The 19299-nt window shown below is 65.2% G+C and carries 21 protein-coding genes; 12 read left to right on the top strand and 9 right to left on the bottom strand.

Going from position 1 to position 19299, the window contains the following annotated elements; genetic code table 11:
- Positions 1–17: 17 nt before the first annotated feature.
- The 5 genes from RCF34_RS10585 to apbC form a co-directional block, all read right to left on the bottom strand.
- The gene (locus tag RCF34_RS10585) at positions 18–908 is read right to left on the bottom strand and encodes an LD-carboxypeptidase (protein ID WP_308708106.1); all 891 of its coding nucleotides are present in this window, start codon (positions 906–908) and stop codon (positions 18–20) included.
- A complete protein-coding gene (locus tag RCF34_RS10580; RefSeq protein WP_308708105.1) occupies positions 905–1708 on the bottom strand; it encodes an MOSC domain-containing protein in 804 nt (267 codons plus the stop codon). The genes RCF34_RS10585 and RCF34_RS10580 overlap by 4 nt, the downstream gene beginning before the upstream one ends.
- A gap of 72 nt (positions 1709–1780) precedes the next feature.
- Positions 1781–2710: a chemotaxis protein CheV gene (locus RCF34_RS10575; protein ID WP_007162762.1), complete on the bottom strand. Its 930-nt coding sequence runs from the start codon at positions 2708–2710 to the stop codon at positions 1781–1783.
- A 116-nt stretch (positions 2711–2826) separates the two neighbouring features.
- Complete coding sequence (dcd, locus tag RCF34_RS10570) at positions 2827–3393, bottom strand: dCTP deaminase (protein WP_007162761.1); 567 nt, start codon at positions 3391–3393, stop codon at positions 2827–2829.
- An 81-nt stretch (positions 3394–3474) separates the two neighbouring features.
- Positions 3475–4569: an iron-sulfur cluster carrier protein ApbC gene (gene apbC / locus RCF34_RS10565; RefSeq protein ID WP_308708104.1), complete on the bottom strand. Its 1095-nt coding sequence runs from the start codon at positions 4567–4569 to the stop codon at positions 3475–3477.
- Between the two features lie 122 nt (positions 4570–4691).
- On the opposite strand from apbC, the gene RCF34_RS10560 reads away from it, so the two are divergent.
- The 5 genes from RCF34_RS10560 to RCF34_RS10540 all read left to right on the top strand — a co-directional run bounded on the left by RCF34_RS10560 (position 4692) and on the right by RCF34_RS10540 (position 9968).
- Positions 4692–5843, top strand: a complete 1152-nt coding sequence (locus RCF34_RS10560; RefSeq protein WP_308708103.1) for a M14-type cytosolic carboxypeptidase — start codon at positions 4692–4694, stop codon at positions 5841–5843.
- Positions 5844–5941: 98 nt separating this feature from the next.
- Positions 5942–7981: a methionine--tRNA ligase gene (gene metG / locus RCF34_RS10555; RefSeq protein ID WP_308708102.1), complete on the top strand. Its 2040-nt coding sequence runs from the start codon at positions 5942–5944 to the stop codon at positions 7979–7981.
- On the top strand, positions 7978–9009 hold the full coding sequence (locus RCF34_RS10550) for an RnfABCDGE type electron transport complex subunit B (RefSeq protein WP_308708101.1): 1032 nt from the start codon (positions 7978–7980) through the stop codon (positions 9007–9009). Before metG ends, RCF34_RS10550 begins: the two co-directional genes overlap by 4 nt.
- Positions 9006–9644 carry an endonuclease III gene (gene nth / locus RCF34_RS10545; protein ID WP_308708100.1) on the top strand — a complete coding sequence of 213 codons (639 nt, stop codon included), beginning with the start codon at positions 9006–9008 and terminating at the stop codon, positions 9642–9644. Before RCF34_RS10550 ends, nth begins: the two co-directional genes overlap by 4 nt.
- 141 nt (positions 9645–9785) lie before the next feature.
- Positions 9786–9968, top strand: coding sequence for a PA3496 family putative envelope integrity protein (locus RCF34_RS10540; RefSeq protein ID WP_064307213.1), 183 nt, complete (start codon positions 9786–9788; stop codon positions 9966–9968).
- A gap of 50 nt (positions 9969–10018) precedes the next feature.
- Here the strand turns inward: RCF34_RS10540 and RCF34_RS10535 are convergent, their stop codons facing one another.
- Positions 10019–11236 carry an argininosuccinate synthase gene (locus RCF34_RS10535; protein WP_133859418.1) on the bottom strand — a complete coding sequence of 406 codons (1218 nt, stop codon included), beginning with the start codon at positions 11234–11236 and terminating at the stop codon, positions 10019–10021.
- A 117-nt stretch (positions 11237–11353) separates the two neighbouring features.
- Positions 11354–12304 carry an OmpA family protein gene (locus RCF34_RS10530; RefSeq protein WP_308708099.1) on the bottom strand — a complete coding sequence of 317 codons (951 nt, stop codon included), beginning with the start codon at positions 12302–12304 and terminating at the stop codon, positions 11354–11356.
- A gap of 141 nt (positions 12305–12445) precedes the next feature.
- On the opposite strand from RCF34_RS10530, the gene pyrC reads away from it, so the two are divergent.
- From pyrC to bfr, 4 genes are all read left to right on the top strand, one after another.
- A complete protein-coding gene (pyrC, locus tag RCF34_RS10525) occupies positions 12446–13489 on the top strand; it encodes a dihydroorotase (protein WP_308708098.1) in 1044 nt (347 codons plus the stop codon).
- A 2-nt stretch (positions 13490–13491) separates the two neighbouring features.
- Positions 13492–14163 (top strand): ribonuclease T, encoded by a 672-nt coding sequence (gene rnt, locus RCF34_RS10520; protein ID WP_308708269.1) that lies wholly within the window; start codon positions 13492–13494, stop codon positions 14161–14163.
- A gap of 110 nt (positions 14164–14273) precedes the next feature.
- Positions 14274–14489 (top strand): bacterioferritin-associated ferredoxin, encoded by a 216-nt coding sequence (locus RCF34_RS10515; RefSeq protein ID WP_183630476.1) that lies wholly within the window; start codon positions 14274–14276, stop codon positions 14487–14489.
- 192 nt (positions 14490–14681) lie between these two features.
- Positions 14682–15158: a bacterioferritin gene (gene bfr / locus RCF34_RS10510; RefSeq protein WP_017640309.1), complete on the top strand. Its 477-nt coding sequence runs from the start codon at positions 14682–14684 to the stop codon at positions 15156–15158.
- Positions 15159–15216: 58 nt separating this feature from the next.
- Here the strand turns inward: bfr and grxD are convergent, their stop codons facing one another.
- On the bottom strand, positions 15217–15543 hold the full coding sequence (gene grxD / locus RCF34_RS10505) for a Grx4 family monothiol glutaredoxin (protein WP_308708097.1): 327 nt from the start codon (positions 15541–15543) through the stop codon (positions 15217–15219).
- Between the two features lie 244 nt (positions 15544–15787).
- On the opposite strand from grxD, the gene RCF34_RS10500 reads away from it, so the two are divergent.
- Both RCF34_RS10500 and argF read left to right on the top strand, forming a co-directional pair.
- Positions 15788–16192 (top strand): DUF3597 domain-containing protein, encoded by a 405-nt coding sequence (locus RCF34_RS10500; protein WP_308708096.1) that lies wholly within the window; start codon positions 15788–15790, stop codon positions 16190–16192.
- A 191-nt stretch (positions 16193–16383) separates the two neighbouring features.
- Positions 16384–17301 (top strand): ornithine carbamoyltransferase, encoded by a 918-nt coding sequence (gene argF / locus RCF34_RS10495; RefSeq protein ID WP_308708095.1) that lies wholly within the window; start codon positions 16384–16386, stop codon positions 17299–17301.
- Positions 17302–17346: 45 nt separating this feature from the next.
- On the opposite strand, the gene RCF34_RS10490 is transcribed toward argF, so the two are convergent.
- The gene (locus tag RCF34_RS10490; RefSeq protein WP_308708094.1) at positions 17347–18129 is read right to left on the bottom strand and encodes a PhzF family phenazine biosynthesis protein; all 783 of its coding nucleotides are present in this window, start codon (positions 18127–18129) and stop codon (positions 17347–17349) included.
- 296 nt (positions 18130–18425) lie between these two features.
- Here RCF34_RS10490 and RCF34_RS10485 point away from each other — a divergent pair, with 296 nt between their 5' ends.
- Complete coding sequence (locus RCF34_RS10485) at positions 18426–19298, top strand: MIP/aquaporin family protein (RefSeq protein ID WP_308708093.1); 873 nt, start codon at positions 18426–18428, stop codon at positions 19296–19298.
- Position 19299 lies beyond the last annotated feature (1 nt).

Genomic DNA, 19299 nt, shown 5'->3' with positions numbered 1-19299 from the left:
CCTGGGGCTGACCAGGCCTAGAGCACCTGCAGGCGACCCGCTTCCAGACGCACCCGAGCGCCATAGGGCCAGGCCTGGTTGTCCGGCCCATGGCCGCTGGGCAGGCCGCGATAGAGGGCGATGCCGCGCGGCGCCAGCCATTCGGCGAAGATCTCTTCCAGCGGCTGCTCGACGTTACGCGGCGGGCAGTCGGTGAAGGTGCCCAGGCAGACCGCGCCGATGCGGTGCTCGGTGAGGTTGCCGAGCAACTGGCAGAGGCTGCGCTCCAGTCGATAGTAGGGTTCGCCGACGTCTTCCAGCATGAGGATGGCGCCGTCGTGGGGGCGCAGGGCGGCGGCGGTCCCGACCACGCTGGCCAGGGTGGTCAGGTTACCGCCGATCAGTTCGCCGGCGGGCACCTGGACCGGACCGGCCAGGCGCTCCAGCTGCCAGGCCGGACGGCCGCCGGCGCACAGCTCCAGGACCGATTCCAGCGAGCGGGTCCGGGCCGCCTGGGTGGCCGGATCCTCGTCACGGCGGCCCCAGTCAAGGGCGCCAGGACCGTGGATAGCCGTGAGGCCGCGGCGGTGAAAGGCCTCCAGCAGCACCGTCAGGTCGGAATAGCCGATCAGGGGCCGGCCCTTGCTGCTGGACAGCCGCGACCAGTCCAGCCAGGGCAGCAACTGGGCGGAGCCGTAACCGCCGCGCAGGCACCAGACCGCATCCACGTCCGCCTGGCTGAAGGCCCAGTGCAGATCCGCGGCGCGCTCCTCGGCGGTACCGGCGAGATAGCGATGGCGCTTGAGCGCCTGCTCGCCCAGGACCGCTTCGATGCCGGCGGCCTGCAGCTGCCCGATCGCCGCCGTGACCAGCTCTTCCTTGACCGCACCCGCCGGACTGACCAGCGCCACACGCCGCACGGGATTCATTCCAGCACCTCCACCGGCATGCCGGCTTCGATGACGCCGCGCCCCAGGGGGATGACGTTCATGCCGAACAGCATGCGATTGTCCTGGAAGCGATATTCGCGCAAGGCAGTGAGCGGCTGCCGATCCGGGTCCTTTTCGCCGGTCACCGGATCCTGGGTGATGACGATGCAGCGCGAGCAGGGACAGGCGACGGCGAAGTCCACCGTGCCGATGCGCAGGCGCTTCCAGCCGTCTTCGGCGTATGCGGGCGTACCCTCCACCACCAGATTCGGTCGGAAGCGCAGCATTTCCAGCGGCTTGCCTACCCGTGCCACCAGATCGGCCAGGGAAGCCTCGCTGGTCAGCAGCAAGGGGAAGCCGTCGGCGAAATGCACCTTCTGCCCCGGCTCGGCGAAATCGGTGCTGATCTGGCGGGCATGGCGTTCGGCGATGTGCACCAGGCGGCAGCGGCGACCGAGGAAGTCGCTCAGCCAGGCATCGGCTTCGGCGGCCACCGGCGCCTGCAGGGTGTCGCGCCAGATGGTCACGCCCAGTTGCTCGCCGCCGGCATCCGGCACCGCCACCTCGAGCGGCGGCCGTCCCGGCGCGCTCAGGCGCAGGCGATCGGCGGCCAGCCAGCGCGCCTCGATGTGATTCATCTGCGCCAGCTGGCGCAGGGTCAGGAAGCGGCCGGTGTCGGCATCCACCACCATCCAGCGGCGATCACCCACCAGGCCCAGGGCATCCACCTCGGCCTGGGCGAGTGATTCCACGGCCGTCGACTTGACGGGATAACGATAGAGGGCACTGAGGTGCGACATGGGCGCGGCTTCCTGGCGGCGGACAAAGGCCGCCAGTGTAAGGGAGGCGCCGGAGCGGCGAAACCGCGAGGATCAGCCCTCGGCCAGCGCCAGGCGCCGGCGAACTTCCTCGACCAGCTGATCGGGCTGGAACTTGGAGAGGAAGGCGTTGCAGCCGACCTTCTTCACCATGGCTTCGTTGAAGCTGCCCGACAGCGAGGTGTGCAGCACCACATAGAGGTCGGCGAGGCGCGGATCCTGGCGGATCTCGGTGGTCAGGCGATAGCCGTCCATTTCCGGCATCTCGGCATCGGTCAGCACCATCAGCAGCTTCTCGGTCAGCACCACGCCTTCGTCGGCCCAGGCCTTGAGCTTGCGCAGGGCCTGCAGGCCGTCGGTGGCCACGTGGAATTTCAGATCCAGCTGCACCAGGGTGTCGCGCAACTGGCCGATGGCGGTGCTGGAGTCGTCCACCAGCAGCACCTCGCGACCGCGGGCCTTGGCCAGCAGCGGATCGGCCAGGCGCTCCTGGGAGACCTTGACGTTGTAGGGGGCGATCTCGGCCAGCACCTTTTCCACGTCGATCACTTCCACCAGGCGATCTTCGATACGCGTGATGGCGGTCAGGTAGTGCTGGCGTCCGGCGCCGCCGGGCGGGGCCTGGATGCTGTCCCAGTTGAGGTTGATGATGCGATCGACGCTACCGACCAGGAAGGCCTGCACCGAGCGGTTGTATTCGGTGACGATGATGGTGCTGTTCTCGTCGGGCGTGATGGGTCGCATGCCGATGGCGGCAGCCAGGTCGATCACCGGCAGGGTCTGGCCACGCAGGTGGACCACGCCGCAGATCATCGGATGGCGCTTGGGCATCTGGGTCAGGCGGGGCAGCTTGAGGACTTCCTGCACCTTGAACACGTTGATGGCGAACATCTGTCGGCTGGACAACTGGAACATGAGAATTTCCAGACGATTCTCGCCAACCAGCTGGGTGCGTTGATCGACGGTGTCGAGAATGCCGGCCATGGAAAGTCCACTCCAAAGATAAGTCAGGTCACAGGCTATCGGCGGCAGCGGTCGATTCTTGAGGCCTGGAAACAACGAAGCCGCCCAACAGGCGGCTTCGCTCGAACCCCGGTGGATCAGGCGCGTGGCAGGGTCACGCCACGCTGGCCCTGGTACTTGCCACCGCGATCCTTGTAGGAGACCTCGCAGGCCTCGTCGGACTGCAGGAACAGCATCTGGGCCACGCCCTCGTTGGCGTAGATCTTGGCCGGCAGGGTCGTGGTGTTGGAGAACTCCAGGGTCACGTGGCCTTCCCACTCGGGCTCCAGCGGGGTGACGTTGACGATGATGCCGCAGCGGGCATAGGTGCTCTTGCCCAGGCAGATGGTCAGGACGTCGCGCGGGATGCGGAAGTATTCCACGGTGCGGGCCAGCGCGAAGGAGTTCGGCGGAATGATGCAGACGTCGCTGACCACGTCGACGAAGCTCTTGTCATCGAAGTTCTTCGGGTCCACCACCGCGGAATGGATGTTGGTGAACACCTTGAATTCGTTGGCGCAGCGCACGTCGTAGCCGTAGCTGGACACCCCGTAGGAGATCACCCGGCTGTCGTCCGCGCCGCGCATCTGGCGCTCGACGAAGGGCTCGATCATGCCGTGCTCCTGGGCCATGCGGCGAATCCACTTGTCCGATTTGATGCTCATGGCAGGTCTAGCTCCGGGGCGAAAAAATTGACCGCGCATTCTAGTGGATAGACGCGCCGTCTCAAAGGCGAACGGACGAAATCAGTCGTCGCTGACGGTGATCGTGGGCATGCCGCCGCCGGCCTGACCGCCCTGGGCGATGCGGGCCCCGACCTTGCGCGCCAGTTCCTGGTAGATCAGCGCGATCTGGCTGTCGGGATCGGCGATGGCCGTGGGCCGCCCGGCGTCGGCCTGCTCGCGGATGGCCATGGCCAGCGGCAGCGAGGCCAAGAGATCCACGCCGTACTGCTCGGCCAGCCGGCTGCCGCCGCCTTCGCCGAACAGGTGCTCGGCATGGCCGCAGTTGGAGCAGATGTGCACCGCCATGTTCTCCACCACCCCGAGCACCGGGATGTTGACCTTCTGGAACATCTCCACGCCCTTCTTGGCATCCAGCAGGGCCAGGTCCTGGGGCGTGGTGACGATCACCGCCCCGGCCACCGGCACCTTCTGCGCCAGGGTCAGCTGGATGTCGCCGGTGCCCGGGGGCATGTCGATCACCAGGTAGTCGAGGTCATTCCAGGCAGTTTGCGTAATCAACTGAATCAGGGCGCCCGAGACCATGGGACCACGCCAAGCCACCGGGGTCTTGTCATTGGTGAGGAAGGCCATGGACATGACCTCCACGCCATGGGCCTGCAGCGGGATGAACCACTTCTCGTCGCGCACCTCGGGACGAGTGCCCTCGGCGAAACCGAACATGATGCCCTGGCTGGGACCATAGATGTCGGCGTCCAGCACACCGACCCGCGCGCCTTCGCGGGCCAGGGCCAGGGCCAGGTTGGCGGCGGTTGTGGACTTGCCCACTCCGCCCTTGCCCGAGGCCACGGCGATGATGTTCTTGACGTTGCCCATGGCCTCCAGCTGCGGCTGGGCCGCATGAGGCGCGATGGTGCAGTCGATCTGGATCTCGGCGGTCTCGACCCCGGGCACGTTCTCCAACGCGGTCTTGAGCACCTGGGCCAGGCCACCCTTGAACAGTCCGGCGGCATAGCCCAGCTCGAAGCGGGCGCGCACCCGGCCACCGTCCAGCGCGAGATCGCGCAGGGCGCCGGCGCTGAGCAGGTCCTGTTCGAGATAGGGATCGTGATACTGGCGCAGCGCGGCCTCGATGGCCTCGCGAGTCGGAGCGGTCATGCAGACTCCCGGAAACAGCGGATAGGAAAGAGAAGCTGCAGCCTATGCTACCCACTGTCCTTGCTAAAGCCTATCCACGCGGCGCTACACTCCCGGCTTTCCCCTCGCCCGTGGAGCCCTGCGTGAACGCCTCTTCCCTGCACATCAGTTCCACCTTCGACAGCGGCGCCGTCGAGGTGCTGTCCCTGGCCGACCACGCCGACATCCGCCTGCGCATCCGGCCGGACACCGCCTCGCCCTTCACCCAGTGGTTCCATTTCCGCCTCGAAGGCGCCCGTGGCCTGCCCTGCCAGCTGAGCTTCGACAATGCCGGCGAGTGCGCCTACCCCGAAGGTTGGCGCGACTATGGCGTGGTCGCCAGCTATTGCGGCCAGCAGTGGTTTCGCATCCCCAGCCGCTATGACGGCAAGACCCTGAGCTGGACCGTCACCCCGGAACACGACAGCCTGTTCTTCGCCTACTTCGAGCCCTATCCGGAGAGTCGCCACCTGGCCTTCATGGGCGAAGCGCAGCGACATCCCGCCGTCCGTCTGGAAACCGTCGGCCGCTCGCTGCTCGGGCGTTCGCTGGACCTGCTGCGCATCGGCACGCCGGGCGCCGGCAAGAAGAACATCTGGATCATCGCCCGCCAGCACCCCGGCGAGCCCATGGCCGAGTGGTTCGTCGAAGGCCTGGTGCGCCGGCTGCTGGGCCTTGGCGAACACCAGGGCGATCCGGTGGGCGGCAAGCTGCTGGAGCACGCGGTACTGCACGTCGTACCGAACATGAACCCCGACGGCTCGGCCCTGGGCAATCTGCGCACCAACGCCGCCGGCGCCAACCTCAACCGGGAATGGCTGGAGCCGGACGAAGGACGCAGTCCCGAGGTGCTGGCGGTACGCCGCGCCATCGCCGCGAGCGGCTGCGACCTCTTCCTCGACATCCACGGCGACGAGGCCCTGCCCTACGTCTTCGTCGACGGCTGCAATGGCCTGCCCACCTTCGGCGAGCGCGAGGAAGCCGAGCAGCTGGCCTTCCTGCAGCGCTTCCAGCGCGCCAGTCCGGATTTCCAGACCCAGTACGGCTATCCGCGCGGTCATTTCGGCAGCGAGACCCTGAAGCTCGCCACCAAGTACGTCGGTCACACCCATGGCTGCCTGGCCCTGACCCTGGAGCTGCCGTTCAAGGACAACGCCAACGATCCCCGTCCGGACGTCGGCTGGAACGGCGCCCGCAGCGCCGCCCTAGGCGCGGCCATGGTCAGTGCCCTGCACTGGCAGCTGGCGGATATCTGAATCCGGACAGGCCCCCGCCCATCCCCACGGATGAAACCGACCGGCCATTTCGCTATGATGGTCGGTCACCTTATCAGCGTCGCGATCCAGCCAAGACCATGACCGAGCCCCGCAAGATTCTCGTCACCAGCGCCCTGCCCTATGCCAACGGTTCCATCCACCTCGGCCACATGGTCGAGTACATCCAGACCGACATCTGGGCCCGCTTCCAGCGGCTGCGCGGCAACCAGTGCATCTATGTCTGCGCCGACGACGCCCACGGCTCGGCCATCATGCTGCGCGCCGAGCGCGAAGGTATCACCCCCGAACAACTGATCGACAACGTCAAGCGCGAGCACAGCGCCGACTTCGCCGACTTCGGCGTCGCCTTCGACAACTTCCACTCCACCCATGCGGAAGAGAATCGCGAGCTGTCGCGCGCCATCTACCTGAAGCTGCGCGGAAACGGCCACATCGCCACCCGTCCGGTCACCCAGTACTTCGACCCGGACAAGCAGATGTTCCTGGCCGACCGCTTCATCAAGGGCACCTGTCCCAAGTGCGGCAGCGCCGACCAGTATGGCGACAACTGCGAGAAGTGCGGCGCCACCTATGCGCCCACCGAGCTGAAGGATCCCAAGTCGGCCATCTCCGGCGCAACCCCGGTGCTGCGCGAATCCGAGCACTTCTTCTTCAAGCTTCCCGACTTCGCCGAGATGCTCAAGGGCTGGACCCGCAGTGGCGCCCTGCAGGAATCGGTCGCCAACAAGATCGCCGAGTGGCTGGATGCCGGCCTGCAGGAATGGGACATCTCGCGGGATGCGCCCTACTTCGGCTTCGAGATCCCCGATGCGCCCGGCAAGTACTTCTATGTCTGGCTGGACGCGCCCATCGGCTACATGGCCAGCTTCAAGAATCTCTGCGACCGCCGCGACGACCTGGATTTCGACGCCTTCTGGAACAAGGACAGCACCGCTGAGCTGTACCACTTCATCGGCAAGGACATCGTCAACTTCCATGCGCTGTTCTGGCCGGCGATGCTCGAGGGCGCCGGCTATCGCAAGCCGACCGCGCTGAACGTCCACGGCTTCCTCACCGTCGATGGCCAGAAGATGTCCAAGTCCCGCGGCACCTTCATCAAGGCACGCACCTACCTGGATCACCTGAATCCCGAGTACCTGCGCTACTACTTCGCCGCCAAGCTCTCGCGCCATGTCGAGGACATCGACCTGAACCTCGAGGACTTCGTGCAGAAGGTCAACTCCGATCTGGTGGGCAAGGTGGTCAACATCGCCAGCCGCTGCGCCGGTTTCATCCACAAGGGCAATGCCGGCCTGCTGGTGGACTCCCAGGCCGCGCCCGAGCTGGAAGCCGCCTTCCGCGCCGCCGCGCCGAGCATCGCCGAGGCCTACGAGACCCGCGACTTTGGCCGCGCCATGCGCGAGATCATGGCCCTGGCCGACCGCGCCAACGCCTGGATCGCGGAGCAGGCGCCCTGGAGCCTGGCCAAGCAGGACGGCAAGGCCGACGACGTCCAGGCCATCTGCGCCCAGGGCATCGAGCTGTTCCGCCAGCTGGCGATCCTGCTCAAGCCGGTACTGCCCAACCTGGTCGCTGCCGCCGAGCGCTTCCTCAATGTCGCGCCCCTGAAATGGGCCGACCTCGACACGCGCCTGGCCAACCATCAGCTCAACGCCTTCCAGCCGCTGCTCACCCGCATCGAACCCGCCAAGGTGCAGACCATGATCGACGCTTCCAAGGAAGACCTGGCCGCCCAGGCCACAGCCCAGCCCGCCGGCAATGGCGAATTGACCAAGGCCCCGCTGGCCGAGACCATCGACTTCGATACCTTTTCCAAGGTCGATCTGCGCATCGCCCTGATCGAGAAAGCCGAATTCGTCGAAGGCGCCGACAAGCTGCTGCGCCTGACCCTGGACATCGGCGATGCCAAGCGCAACGTCTTCTCCGGCATCAAGAGCGCCTACCCCGAGCCGAGCCAGCTCGAAGGCCGCCTGACCCTGTACGTCGCCAACCTGGCGCCGCGCAAGATGAAGTTCGGCGTCTCCGAAGGCATGGTCCTGGCCGCCGGCACTGGCGGCAGCGAGATCCACCTGCTCAGCCCCGACAGCGGCGCCAAGCCCGGCCAGCGGGTGATGTGACAGCGACGGCGCCCCAGGGCGCCGTTCTTCTCCCAGCCTCGACCCTGATCATGAACGCTCACGTCACCCTCATCACCGCCATCGACGCCCTGCTGCCCCAGACCCAGTGCGGCAAGTGCGGCCACCCCGGTTGCCAGCCCTATGCGGTGGGCATCGCCGCGGGCGAGGCGCACAACAAGTGTCCGCCGGGCGGCACCGTGACCATCGTCGAACTGTCCGCGCTGCTCCAGCGGCCCACGCTGCCGCTGGATTCGCCCTATCCGGTGACGCCCAGCCAGCGCGCGGTGATCCGCGAAGCCGAGTGCATCGGCTGCACCAAGTGCATCCAGGCCTGCCCCACCGATGCCATCCTGGGCGCGGCCAAGCTGATGCACACGGTCATCGAAAGCGAATGCAGCGGTTGCGAGCTGTGCCTGGCGCCCTGTCCGGTGGACTGCATCGATCTGCTGCCGGTCCCGGCGCCGGTCGATCGCCAGGCGGAACGTCAGCGTGCGCAGTACTACCGGCGCCGCTTCGACGCCCGCCAGGCGCGCCTGCAGCGCGACCGCGAGCGGCTGGAGGCCGAGCGTCAGCGCCGTCAGCCGCTCCCGGCAGCCACTACGGCGGCAGCGCCGCCGGCCACCGCGGAATCTGCGCTCAAACCCTTGAAGATCGCCGCCGCCATGGCCCGGGTTGCCCTGCAGAAGGCCGAACGGCAACTGGTCCAGTACGGTACGCCAGCCCTGGAGGCCCAGGTGCGGCAACTGCGCGAGGCCACCGAGCAAGCGCAGACGGCGCTGGACAGGGCGCAGCAGGGGCCCGCCAGCGTCAGTACGTCGACCCAGGCGACGCAGCTGGCCGCCGGCCCCGCCGCCCTCAAACAGGCGCGGATCACTGCCACCCTGGCACGCGCCCAGCTGACCAAGGCCGAGCGGGCCTTTGGTACCGAGCCCACCCCCGCGCAGAGCGCCCAGCTGGAAACCCTGCGCAGCGCCGCCCAGCAGGCGGCTCACCGCCTCGCGGCCCTGGAAGAGCGAACCAATCCATGAACGCCGCCAAACGGCTGGAAATCTTTCGCCGCCTGCACGAGGACAATCCCGATCCCAAGACGGAACTGGCGTACGCCTCGCCGTTCGAGCTGCTGATCGCGGTGATCCTCTCGGCCCAGGCCACCGACGTCAGCGTCAACAAGGCCACCGCCCGCCTCTATCCGGTGGCCAACACGCCCCAGGCCATCCTGGACCTGGGCGTGGCGGGGCTGTCGGAGTACATCAAGACCATCGGGCTCTACAACAGCAAGGCCAAGAACGTCATCGAGACCTGTCGCCTGTTGCTGGAGCGCCATGGCGGCGCGGTGCCCCAGACCCGTGAGGAACTGGAGGCCCTGCCCGGCGTGGGGCGCAAGACCGCCAACGTGGTGCTCAACACCGCCTTCCGTCAGCTCGCCATGGCGGTGGACACCCACATCTTCCGGGTCAGCAACAGAACCAACTTGGCACCAGGCAAGAACGTGGTGGAAGTCGAGCTCAAGCTGCTCAAGGTGGTGCCAAAGGATTTCCTGCTGGATGCCCACCACTGGCTGATCCTGCACGGCCGCTATGTCTGCCAGGCGCGCAAGCCCCGCTGCGGCAGCTGCCGCATCGAGGATCTCTGCGAATACAAGGCAAAAACCTCTGACGATTGAAAAAGGGCGCATAAAAGCCCTTTCGCGATTGAAAAAATCTTTTTTACCGGCCCCTGCTTTGTCGCTATAAGGTGCGCGAAAAGGTCCGCAGCCCCGTCGATGACTGGCGTGTGACCCTGTCCAGCCTTGCAGGAGTTACCCATGGCCGAAGACAAAAGCGACATCGATGTAGACGAAGATTTCGAGACCGATGGCGAGACGCCCGAAACCGTCGAGCCCATCGTCATCAGCAAGACCAATCTGACCAAGCGGCGACTGATCGACGACATGCTCGAAGAGCGTCGCCTGAAGCGGCAGATCTCCGAGTACGACTTTGATCTGTAGACCATGAAAAACCCCAGCCGAGGCTGGGGTTTCGCATTGCAGGGCGACCCTTACAGCAGGGTGCGGCCCTTGCCGGCGGCGATGCGCATGCGCAGGGCGTTGAGCTTGATGAAGCCCGCCGCGTCGGCCTGGTTGTAGGCGCCGCCGTCTTCTTCAAAGGTGGCGATGTTGGCATCGAACAGCGACTCGTCGGACTTACGGCCGACGACGATGACGTTGCCCTTGTACAGCTTCAGGCGTACCACGCCGTTCACGCTGGCCTGGGAGGCGTCGATCATCTTCTGCAGCATCAGCCGCTCGGGGCTCCACCAGTAGCCGGTGTAGATCAGGCTGGCGTATTTGGGCATCAGCTCGTCCTTGAGGTGAGCCACCTCGCGGTCGAGGGTGATGGACTCGATGGCGCGGTGGGCCTTGAGCATGATGGTGCCACCGGGCGTCTCGTAGCAGCCACGGGACTTCATGCCGACGTAGCGGTTCTCGACGATGTCCAGGCGACCGATGCCGTTCTCGCCGCCGATGCGGTTCAGTTCGGCCAGCACGGTGGCCGGGCTCAGCTCCTGGCCGTCGATCGCAACGATGTCACCGTTGCGATAGGTCAGCTCCAGGTAGGTCGGGGTGTCCGGCGCGGCTTCCGGGGACTTGGTCCAGCGCCACATGTCTTCTTCGTGCTCGGTCCAGGTGTCTTCCAGCACGCCGCCCTCGTAGGAGATGTGCAGCAGGTTGGCGTCCATGGAGTACGGCGACTTCTTCTTGCCGTGGCGCTCGATCGGGATCTGGTGCTTTTCGGCGTAGTCCATCAGCTTCTCGCGGGACAGCAGGTCCCACTCGCGCCAGGGCGCGATCACCTTGACGCCCGGCTTGAGCGCATAGGCGCCCAACTCGAAACGCACCTGGTCGTTGCCCTTGCCGGTGGCACCATGGGAGATGGCATCGGCGCCGGTCTCGTTGGCGATCTCGATCAGGCGCTTGGCGATGAGCGGACGGGCGATGGAGGTGCCCAGCAGGTACTCGCCTTCGTAGACGGTGTTGGCACGGAACATCGGGTAGACGAAGTCGCGGACGAATTCTTCGCGCAGGTCGTCGATGTAGATTTCCTTGACGCCCATGGCCTTGGCCTTGGCGCGCGCTGGTTCGACTTCCTCGCCCTGGCCGAGGTCAGCGGTGAAGGTCACCACTTCGCAGTTATAGGTATCCTGCAGCCACTTGAGGATCACCGAGGTGTCCAGGCCGCCGGAATACGCCAGGACTACCTTCTTCACATCCGCCATGCCGTTCGCTCCCGTGTGTTGCGTTGAGTCGGAAAGCGGCAATTCTACTGGTCGCCTCGCTGCTTTTACAGGGGCGCGACGCACTCTGACGCCTGGGCGACATGCGGTCGGGGCGGATCAGCCCTTGGGCTTGGCCGGCGGTGCCGGGGTGGGCGCCGGCGGTTCGGCCGGATTGGCCGCGGTGCTGGTGGTTGGCGCAGGCGCTGGTTCGCTGCTTGCCGGCACCCGCGAGAACACCAGGGTCACCCGGCGATTGAGCGCGCGATTGGCCTTGCTGCTGTTGGACGCCACGGGATACTGCTCGCCAAAGAAGCGCAGTTCGATCTGCTCCGCGGCGAAGCCCTTGCTCTTGAGGTATTCCATCACGGCGATGGCGCGCAACCGCGACTCCTGGCGGTTGTCCAGACGCGTGCCCTGGTTGTCGCTGTAGCCGGAGACGATGACGTGATTGACCGTCGGATCGGCCTTCAGGTACTCGTCGATGAGATCGAGCTTGGCCTTGGCGATGTCGTCCAGGGTATCGCCACCGCCCGGGAAGCCGACCTGGGAATGGCGGATCTGCTCGAAGTTGACCGCCAGCAACTTCTGGGTGCAGGCCTGGAACTGCTGATAGGCCGGCTCGAAGCGCACGGGCAGCAGCCGTACCTCAACCCGATCATCCAGGGTACCCGGCCGACTGACCTGCGGCATGCGCCCTTCCATCAACCCCGCCAGCAGGCGCTGAGCCTGCTGCGCGCTGGTCATCAGGGCCTGCTCGCCCTCGACGACCTTGACCGAGCCGAGGCTGATATCGCCCAGCCCCGGCTTCCAGGGCACCGCCGCCGCCTTCAGGCTGGCACTGCCTGCGGGCAACCACTGGCCATTGGGCCGCAATTCGAACACCGTGGACTCGCCCGCGCGGCGCAGGAAGCCGCCACTGCCGAAGCGCGGAATGGGCTGCAGCAGGCGACAGGCGAAGATGTCGCCCTCGACCTTCCATTCCACGCTCTCGAGCCGACTCTGGAAGGTCATCCCCCAGGCCGGCACGGCAAGCAGCAGAAAGGAAAGGAAGAGGTAACGCGGGCGCACGTCGGACTCCGGAAAGAAAAAGTACCTGGGCTTCTTATCGGTCGAAGGCGCGGAAAACTTGAGCGCGGTCCCGCCGCACGGGTGCCGGCCACCCCCTTTTCCGGTAGCATTTCCCCACTTTCCCGCATCCTGGAATCCCGCATGACCGACCGGATCACCCTTGCCCGTCCCGATGACTGGCACATTCACCTGCGCGACGGCGCCGCCCTGCAGCAGACCGTCGCCGACGCTGCTCGGGAATTCGGTCGCGCCATCGTCATGCCCAACCTGGTGCCACCGGTGCGCAATACCGAGCAGGCGGCCGCCTACCGCGAGCGTATCCTGGCCGCGCGCCCGACCGGCAGCCGCTTCGAACCGCTGATGGTGCTCTATCTCACCGATCGCACCAGCCCGGAAGAGGTACGCAGCGCCAAGGCCAGCGGCTTCGTGCACGCCGCCAAGCTCTATCCGGCCGGCGCCACCACCAATTCCGATTCCGGCGTGACCTCGCTGGACAACCTCTTTCCCACCCTGGAAGCCATGGCCGAGATCGGCCTGCCGCTGTTGGTGCACGGCGAGGTCACCCATGCCGAGGTGGATGTCTTCGACCGCGAGAAGCAATTCATCGACGAGCACCTGGTGCGTATCGTCCAGCGCTTCCCGACGCTGAAGGTGGTGTTCGAGCACATCACCACCGGCGACGCGGCGGCGTTCGTGCGCGAGGCCCCGGCCAACGTCGGTGCCACCATCACCGTCCACCACCTGCTGTACAACCGTAACCACATGCTGGTGGGCGGGATCCGGCCACACTTCTATTGCCTGCCGATCCTCAAGCGCAACACCCACCAGAGCGCCCTGCTGGACGCCGCCACCAGCGGCGATCCCAAGTTCTTCCTCGGCACCGATTCGGCACCCCATGCCCGCCACGCCAAGGAGGCGGCCTGCGGCTGCGCCGGCTGCTACACCGCCTACGGCGCCCTGGAGCTCTATGCCGAGGCCTTCGAGAGCCGCAATGCCCTCGACCGCCTGGAAGGCTTCGCCAGCCATTTCGGCGCCGATTTCTACGGTCTGCCGCGCAATACCGAGACCGTCACCCTGGTTCGCGAGGACTGGCAGGCCCCCGCCTCCCTGCCCTTCGGTGACCACGAGGTGATTCCGCTGCGCGCCGGCGAAACGCTGCGCTGGCGTCTGGAGGTGGGCGCATGAGCATGGACGAGACCTTCAGCGACGAACTGGACGCCAGCCAGCCGATGTCCGACTCGCGCATCCCCATGGCGCGCCGCTTCCGCGGCTACCTGCCGGTGGTGGTGGATGTCGAGACCGGTGGCTTCAACGCCGCCACCGACGCCCTGCTGGAAATCGCCGCCACCACGGTGGCCATGGACGAGGACGGGGTGCTCTATCCGGACCACACCTACTTCTTCCGCGTCGAACCCTTCGCCGGTGCCAATATCGAGCCGGCAGCGCTGGAGTTCACCGGCATCAAGCTCGACCATCCGCTACGCATGGCGGTGGGCGAAGAGCACGCGCTCGGCGAGATCTTCAAGGGCGTGCGCAAGTCGCTCAAGGCTAACGGCTGCAAGAGAGCCATCCTGGTCGGCCACAACAGCAGCTTCGACCTGGGCTTTCTCAATGCCGCGGTGCTGCGCTGCGGCCTGAAGCGCAATCCCTTCCACCCCTTCTCCAGCTTCGATACCGCCACCCTCGCCGGCCTGGCCTATGGCCAGACGGTGCTGGCCAAGGCCTGCCAGGCCGCCGGCATCGAATTCGATAACCGTGAAGCCCACTCGGCCCGCTACGACACCGAGAAAACCGCCGAGCTGTTCTGCGGCATCGTCAATCGCTGGCGGGAAATGGGCGGCTGGGTCGATCTCGACTGACCGTCCGTCGCCCACCCTGCCGTTAATGAGATTTTGCCGCCTACAACTTTGACAATCATTCTCATTGTCATTAGCTTTGGCGGCACTTCCACTCAGACAGCAGGCGATCCATGTACGTGTGTCTTTGCCGTGGCGTGACCGACAAGCAGATTCGTGAAGCCATCTACGACGGCTGCTGCAGTTATCGGGAAGTTCGGGAAAGCACCGGTTGCGCCACCCAGTGCGGCAAGTGCGCCTGCCTCGCCAAACAGGTGGTAAAGGAAACCCTCGGTGAGCTGCACGGCGCCCAGCAGCTCGCCTATGCGCTGGACGTCCCGCGCGCCTGAGCGATGCCCCTGCAAAAAAAGCCGGACCTTGGGTCCGGCTTTTTTATTGTCTAATCAAACGCTTACGGAATGGATGGAAAAGCTTTCGATTACCGTTCGATTTTCGTCGATTTTTCAACAACTTAAGCTTTTGACAAAGGGCCCTCCCACGCTCAGACTGCCGGCAATCCCACCCCATTCGCAGGTCCGGCCATGAAAGGCGATATCACCGTCATCCAGCATTTGAACAAGATCCTCGGCAACGAACTGGTGGCCATCAACCAGTATTTCCTGCACTCGCGGATGTACAACGACTGGGGTATCCGCAAGCTGGGTCATCACGAGTACAAGGAATCCATCGACGAGATGAAGCACGCCGATCGCCTGATCGAGCGCATCCTGTTCCTGGAAGGCCTGCCCAACCTGCAGGACCTGGGCAAGCTGATGATCGGCGAGAACACCCAGGAGATGATCCAGTGCGACCTGCGCCTGGAAATCAGCGCCGTGGCCGACCTGCGTGAAGCCATCACCTACTGCGAGAGCGTGCGGGACTACGTGAGTCGCGACATGCTCAAGAGCATCCTCGAATCCGAGGAAGAGCATATCGACTGGCTGGAGACACAGCTGAGCCTGATCGCCAGCGTCGGGATCGAGAACTACATCCAGTCGCAGATGCACGACGACGATTGATCAGGCAGCCGCCCATGAAAAAGCCCGCAGCGTGCGGGCTTTTTCATGGGCCAGGGACTCAGGCGTCCTTGGCTTCCACGGCTTGCTTGATCAGGGTCTGCAACTCGCCCTTCTCATAGAGCTCGGCCAGGATGTCGCTGCCGCCGACCAGCTCACCGCCGACCCACAGCTGGGGGAAGGTCGGCCAGTTGGCGTACTTGGGCAGGTTGGCGCGGATCTCCGGATTCTGCAGGATGTCGACATAGGCGAATTTTTCGCCACAGGCCATCAGCACCTGAGCGGCGCGGGAAGAGAAGCCGCACTGAGGCGCGTTCGGCGAACCCTTCATGTAGAGCAGCACAGGATTGTTGGCGATCTGGTCTTTGATGGTATCGATGATTTCCACGATGCACCTCGCTAATACGGTGGGACGATTGTACCGGAAAGGCCGGCGGAACGCCGGGATTTCCGCGACGTCCAGCCCATGACAGGCGCGGCTCGACCTGCAAATCGACCACGCTCCGGCACCACCGTTCGCCACCGTGACCACGATCCGGAGCGCCGCCGAGCAAACTTTGCAGGCGCGGCCGTGGTCAGGTTAAGGGTAGGCGCCGCTCGGTGCGCCTGATCCAAGACCCCAGGAGAACTCCATGAGCCTGTTCAGCACCATCCTATCCAAGCTCGGCATCGGTGAAGCCCACGCGGACACCCCCGCCGCCGCGCCCACTACCGGTGCCACCGAGACCACCACGCCCGCCGGTAGCAACGCCCCCGCAGGCGCTGGCAGTCACCTGAGCCAGGTGGACGTCGCTGCCAAGTTGGACGGTCTGGCCGCCCAGAAAGGCGAGCAGCTCAACTGGAAGACCTCCATCGTCGACCTGCTCAAGCTCCTCGACCTGGACAGCAGCCTGACCGCACGCCAGGAACTGGCCAAGGAATTGAACTGCCCGGCCGACAAGCTGGGCGACTCCGCCCAGATGAACATGTGGCTGCACAAGGCCGTCCTGCAGAAGCTGGCCGACAACGGCGGCAACGTTCCCGCCGACCTGCTGTAAGGCTACCGCCCGCCGATCCGTCTCAGGCCAGCCGCTCTGCATGAAGGGCCTGGCCTGCGATGGTGGTAAAATGCGACATGAACTTATACCATTTCGCCTTTGGTCTTTCCGCCGTTCGAAACGGCATGCTCTCAGGTTCGCCGCGCCCTCCATGGACGGCCGTTACCGGGACGGGACGCTAGGGTAACGAAATGACGGTTCGCCACTTTCTCTCTTTCATGGACTGTTCCCCTGAGGAACTCCGGCAACTCATCGCACGCGGCATCGAACTCAAGGCCCTGCGCAACCGGGGTGTGCTGCACGAACCCCTGCGCAATCGCGTCCTGGGCATGATCTTCGAAAAGGCCTCGACCCGTACCCGCCTTTCCTTCGAGGCCGGCATGATCCAGCTCGGTGGCCAGGCGATCTTCCTCTCTTCCCGTGATACCCAGCTCGGTCGCGGCGAACCTGTCCCGGACAGCGCTCGGGTCATGTCGAGCATGCTCGACGGCGTGATGATCCGTACCTATGCCCACGAGATGCTCACCACCTTCGCCGCTCATTCCCAGGTGCCGGTGATCAATGGCCTGTCGGATGACTTGCACCCCTGCCAGCTGCTGGCGGACATGCAGACCTTCTTCGAACACCGTGGCGATATCCGTGGCAAGACCGTGGCCTGGATCGGCGACGGCAACAACATGTGCAACAGCTACATCGAGGCGGCCGAACAGCTCGACTTCAGCCTGCGCATCGCTTGCCCGGAAGGCTATGAACCCAATCCACGCTTTCTCGAACGCGCCGGCAACCGCGTGCAGCTGACCCGGGATCCACGCGAGGCGGTAGCCCAGGCACACCTGGTCAGTACCGACGTTTGGACCTCCATGGGCCAGGAAGAGGAAACCCGGCTGCGCCTGGCGGCCTTCAAGCCCTACCAGGTCACCGCCGAACTGCTGGATGGTGCCGCACCCGACGTGCTGTTCATGCACTGCCTGCCGGCGCACCGCGGGGAAGAGATCAGCCACACCCTGCTGGACGATCCGCGCGCCGTGGTCTGGGACGAAGCCGAAAATCGACTGCATGCCCAGAAGGCGCTGCTCGAATTCCTCATCAAGCCACCGCTGCACGCCTGAATCCCGCAGAGGCCTCGGCTGCGCCAGGCCGTCGAGGCCTTTCCGCTACAGCAACAGCTGTCCACGCAGGACCGTCACCGCCCGTCCAGCGATACTGACCCGGTCACCCTCGAGGCGACACCTGAGCTGGCCGCCCCGAGCCGAAAGCTGCTGCGCAGTGAGCATTCGCTTGGCCAGCCGTCGCGACCAGTAGGGAATCAGGCTGCAATGCGCCGAGCCGGTGACGGGGTCTTCATCCACACCCACCGCGGGGGCGAAGAAACGCGAAACGAAGTCCACCTCCTGCCCCCGCGCGGTCACGATGACGCCTTGCCAGGGAAGCCGGGCTATAGCCGCCAGATCCGGCTTGCAGTCACGCACCGCCTGCTCCGACTCCAGCAATACCAGCAGCTTGTCCGCCGCCAGGGCATCCACCGGCGAGACTCGCAGGGCGCGCTCAAGCTCGGGAGTCACCCCCTGCTCCGTGGGTACCAGCGCCGGGAAATCCAGCGCCAGCAGCCCATCGGCTTCGCGAAACACGCGCAGGACGCCCGACTGGCTGATGAACTCCAGACGGTCGCCCACTTCGCCGTAGACCTCGAACAGGATGTGCGCTGCAGCCAGGGTGGCATGACCGCACAGGGGCACCTCGGTCCGCGGGGTAAACCAGCGGATGCGCCAGGTGTCCCCTTCCCACACCACGAAGGCGGTTTCCGAAAGATTGTGCTCGGTGGCGATCCGCTGCAGCAGCTCGTCGGCAGGCCAGCTGTCCAGGCGGTAGACCGCGGCGGGATTGCCACGGAAGGGCTGATCGGTGAAGGCATCGACCTGATGAAATTCTAGGGGCATGCGCGCTACCTGAGCAGAGGAAGAGAAACAGCAAGCATCGACGTCACGTGGGCACCCAGCCTCTGATGATCCCTAGCAGCGACGGCTATACCTTGAGACCTGCCAACGGGCCGGTTGTCGCCAGAAGTCCTATGACCAAAATAGCAGGCGGCGTCGCATCGGCAATGAATTGTCGAACGTCGTCACTGTTTTTGCGCTCAGGAGCTTTGACAGTTTTCATATTTGAAATTAGATTTTCGGTTGCGAACAAATGGCTCACCGGCCACCTATAAATACAACAACCACGAGGCTCCTCCATGAGTACTCTTCTCGCTCCAACGCTACGCGGTCAATGCATCGCCGAATTCCTCGGCACAGCCCTCCTCATCTTTTTCGGTACCGGTTGCGTGGCGGCCGCGAAGGTCGGTGGTGCCACCCTCGGCCTGTGGGAAATCAGTATCATCTGGGGCGTCGGCGTGAGCATGGCGGTCTACCTGTCCGCCGGGGTCTCCGGTGCGCATCTCAGCCCGGCCGTCACCATCGCGCTCTGGCTGTTCGGTGGCTTCGAAAGGCGCAAGGTCCCGGCCTACATCCTGGCCCAGGTGGCCGGCGCCTTCTGCGGCGCGGCACTGGTCTACGGCCTCTACAGCAGCCTGTTTTTCGATTATGAACAGGCCCACAACATGGTCCGCGGCAGCCAGGCGAGCCTGGAGCTGGCCGGTGTCTTCTCTACTTATCCCCACCCGTCCCTGTCGGTTGGCCAGGCCTTCCTGGTCGAAGCCGTCATCACCGCCATCCTGCTGGCCATGATCATGGCCCTCACCGACGACGGCAACGGTCTGCCCCGTGGTCCGCTCGCGCCCCTGCTGATCGGCCTGCTGATCGCCGTGATCGGTGGCTCCATGGGCCCACTGACCGGCTTCGCCATGAACCCGGCCCGGGATTTCGGACCCAAGCTGATGACCTTCTTTGCCGGCTGGGGCGAGATCGCCTTCACCGGTGGCCGCGACATCCCCTACTTCCTGGTGCCCATCTTCGGCCCCATCGTCGGTGCCTGCCTGGGCGCCGCCGGTTACAAGGCGCTGATCTGCCGCCATCTGCCCGGCTTGGCTTCGGGTGCCTGCGACGTCCCGGCCAAGGCCGAGGACAGTGCCCGCACCGAAGTGACCTCCGCCTCCAAAGCGTCCTGAT

The sequence above is a fragment of the Pseudomonas sp. 102515 genome, from assembly GCF_031085165.1.
GTDB lineage: Bacteria > Pseudomonadota > Gammaproteobacteria > Pseudomonadales > Pseudomonadaceae > Chryseomonas.
Note: the sequence above shows the minus strand (reverse complement) of the source record. Positions and strands in the feature narration are given on the sequence as shown.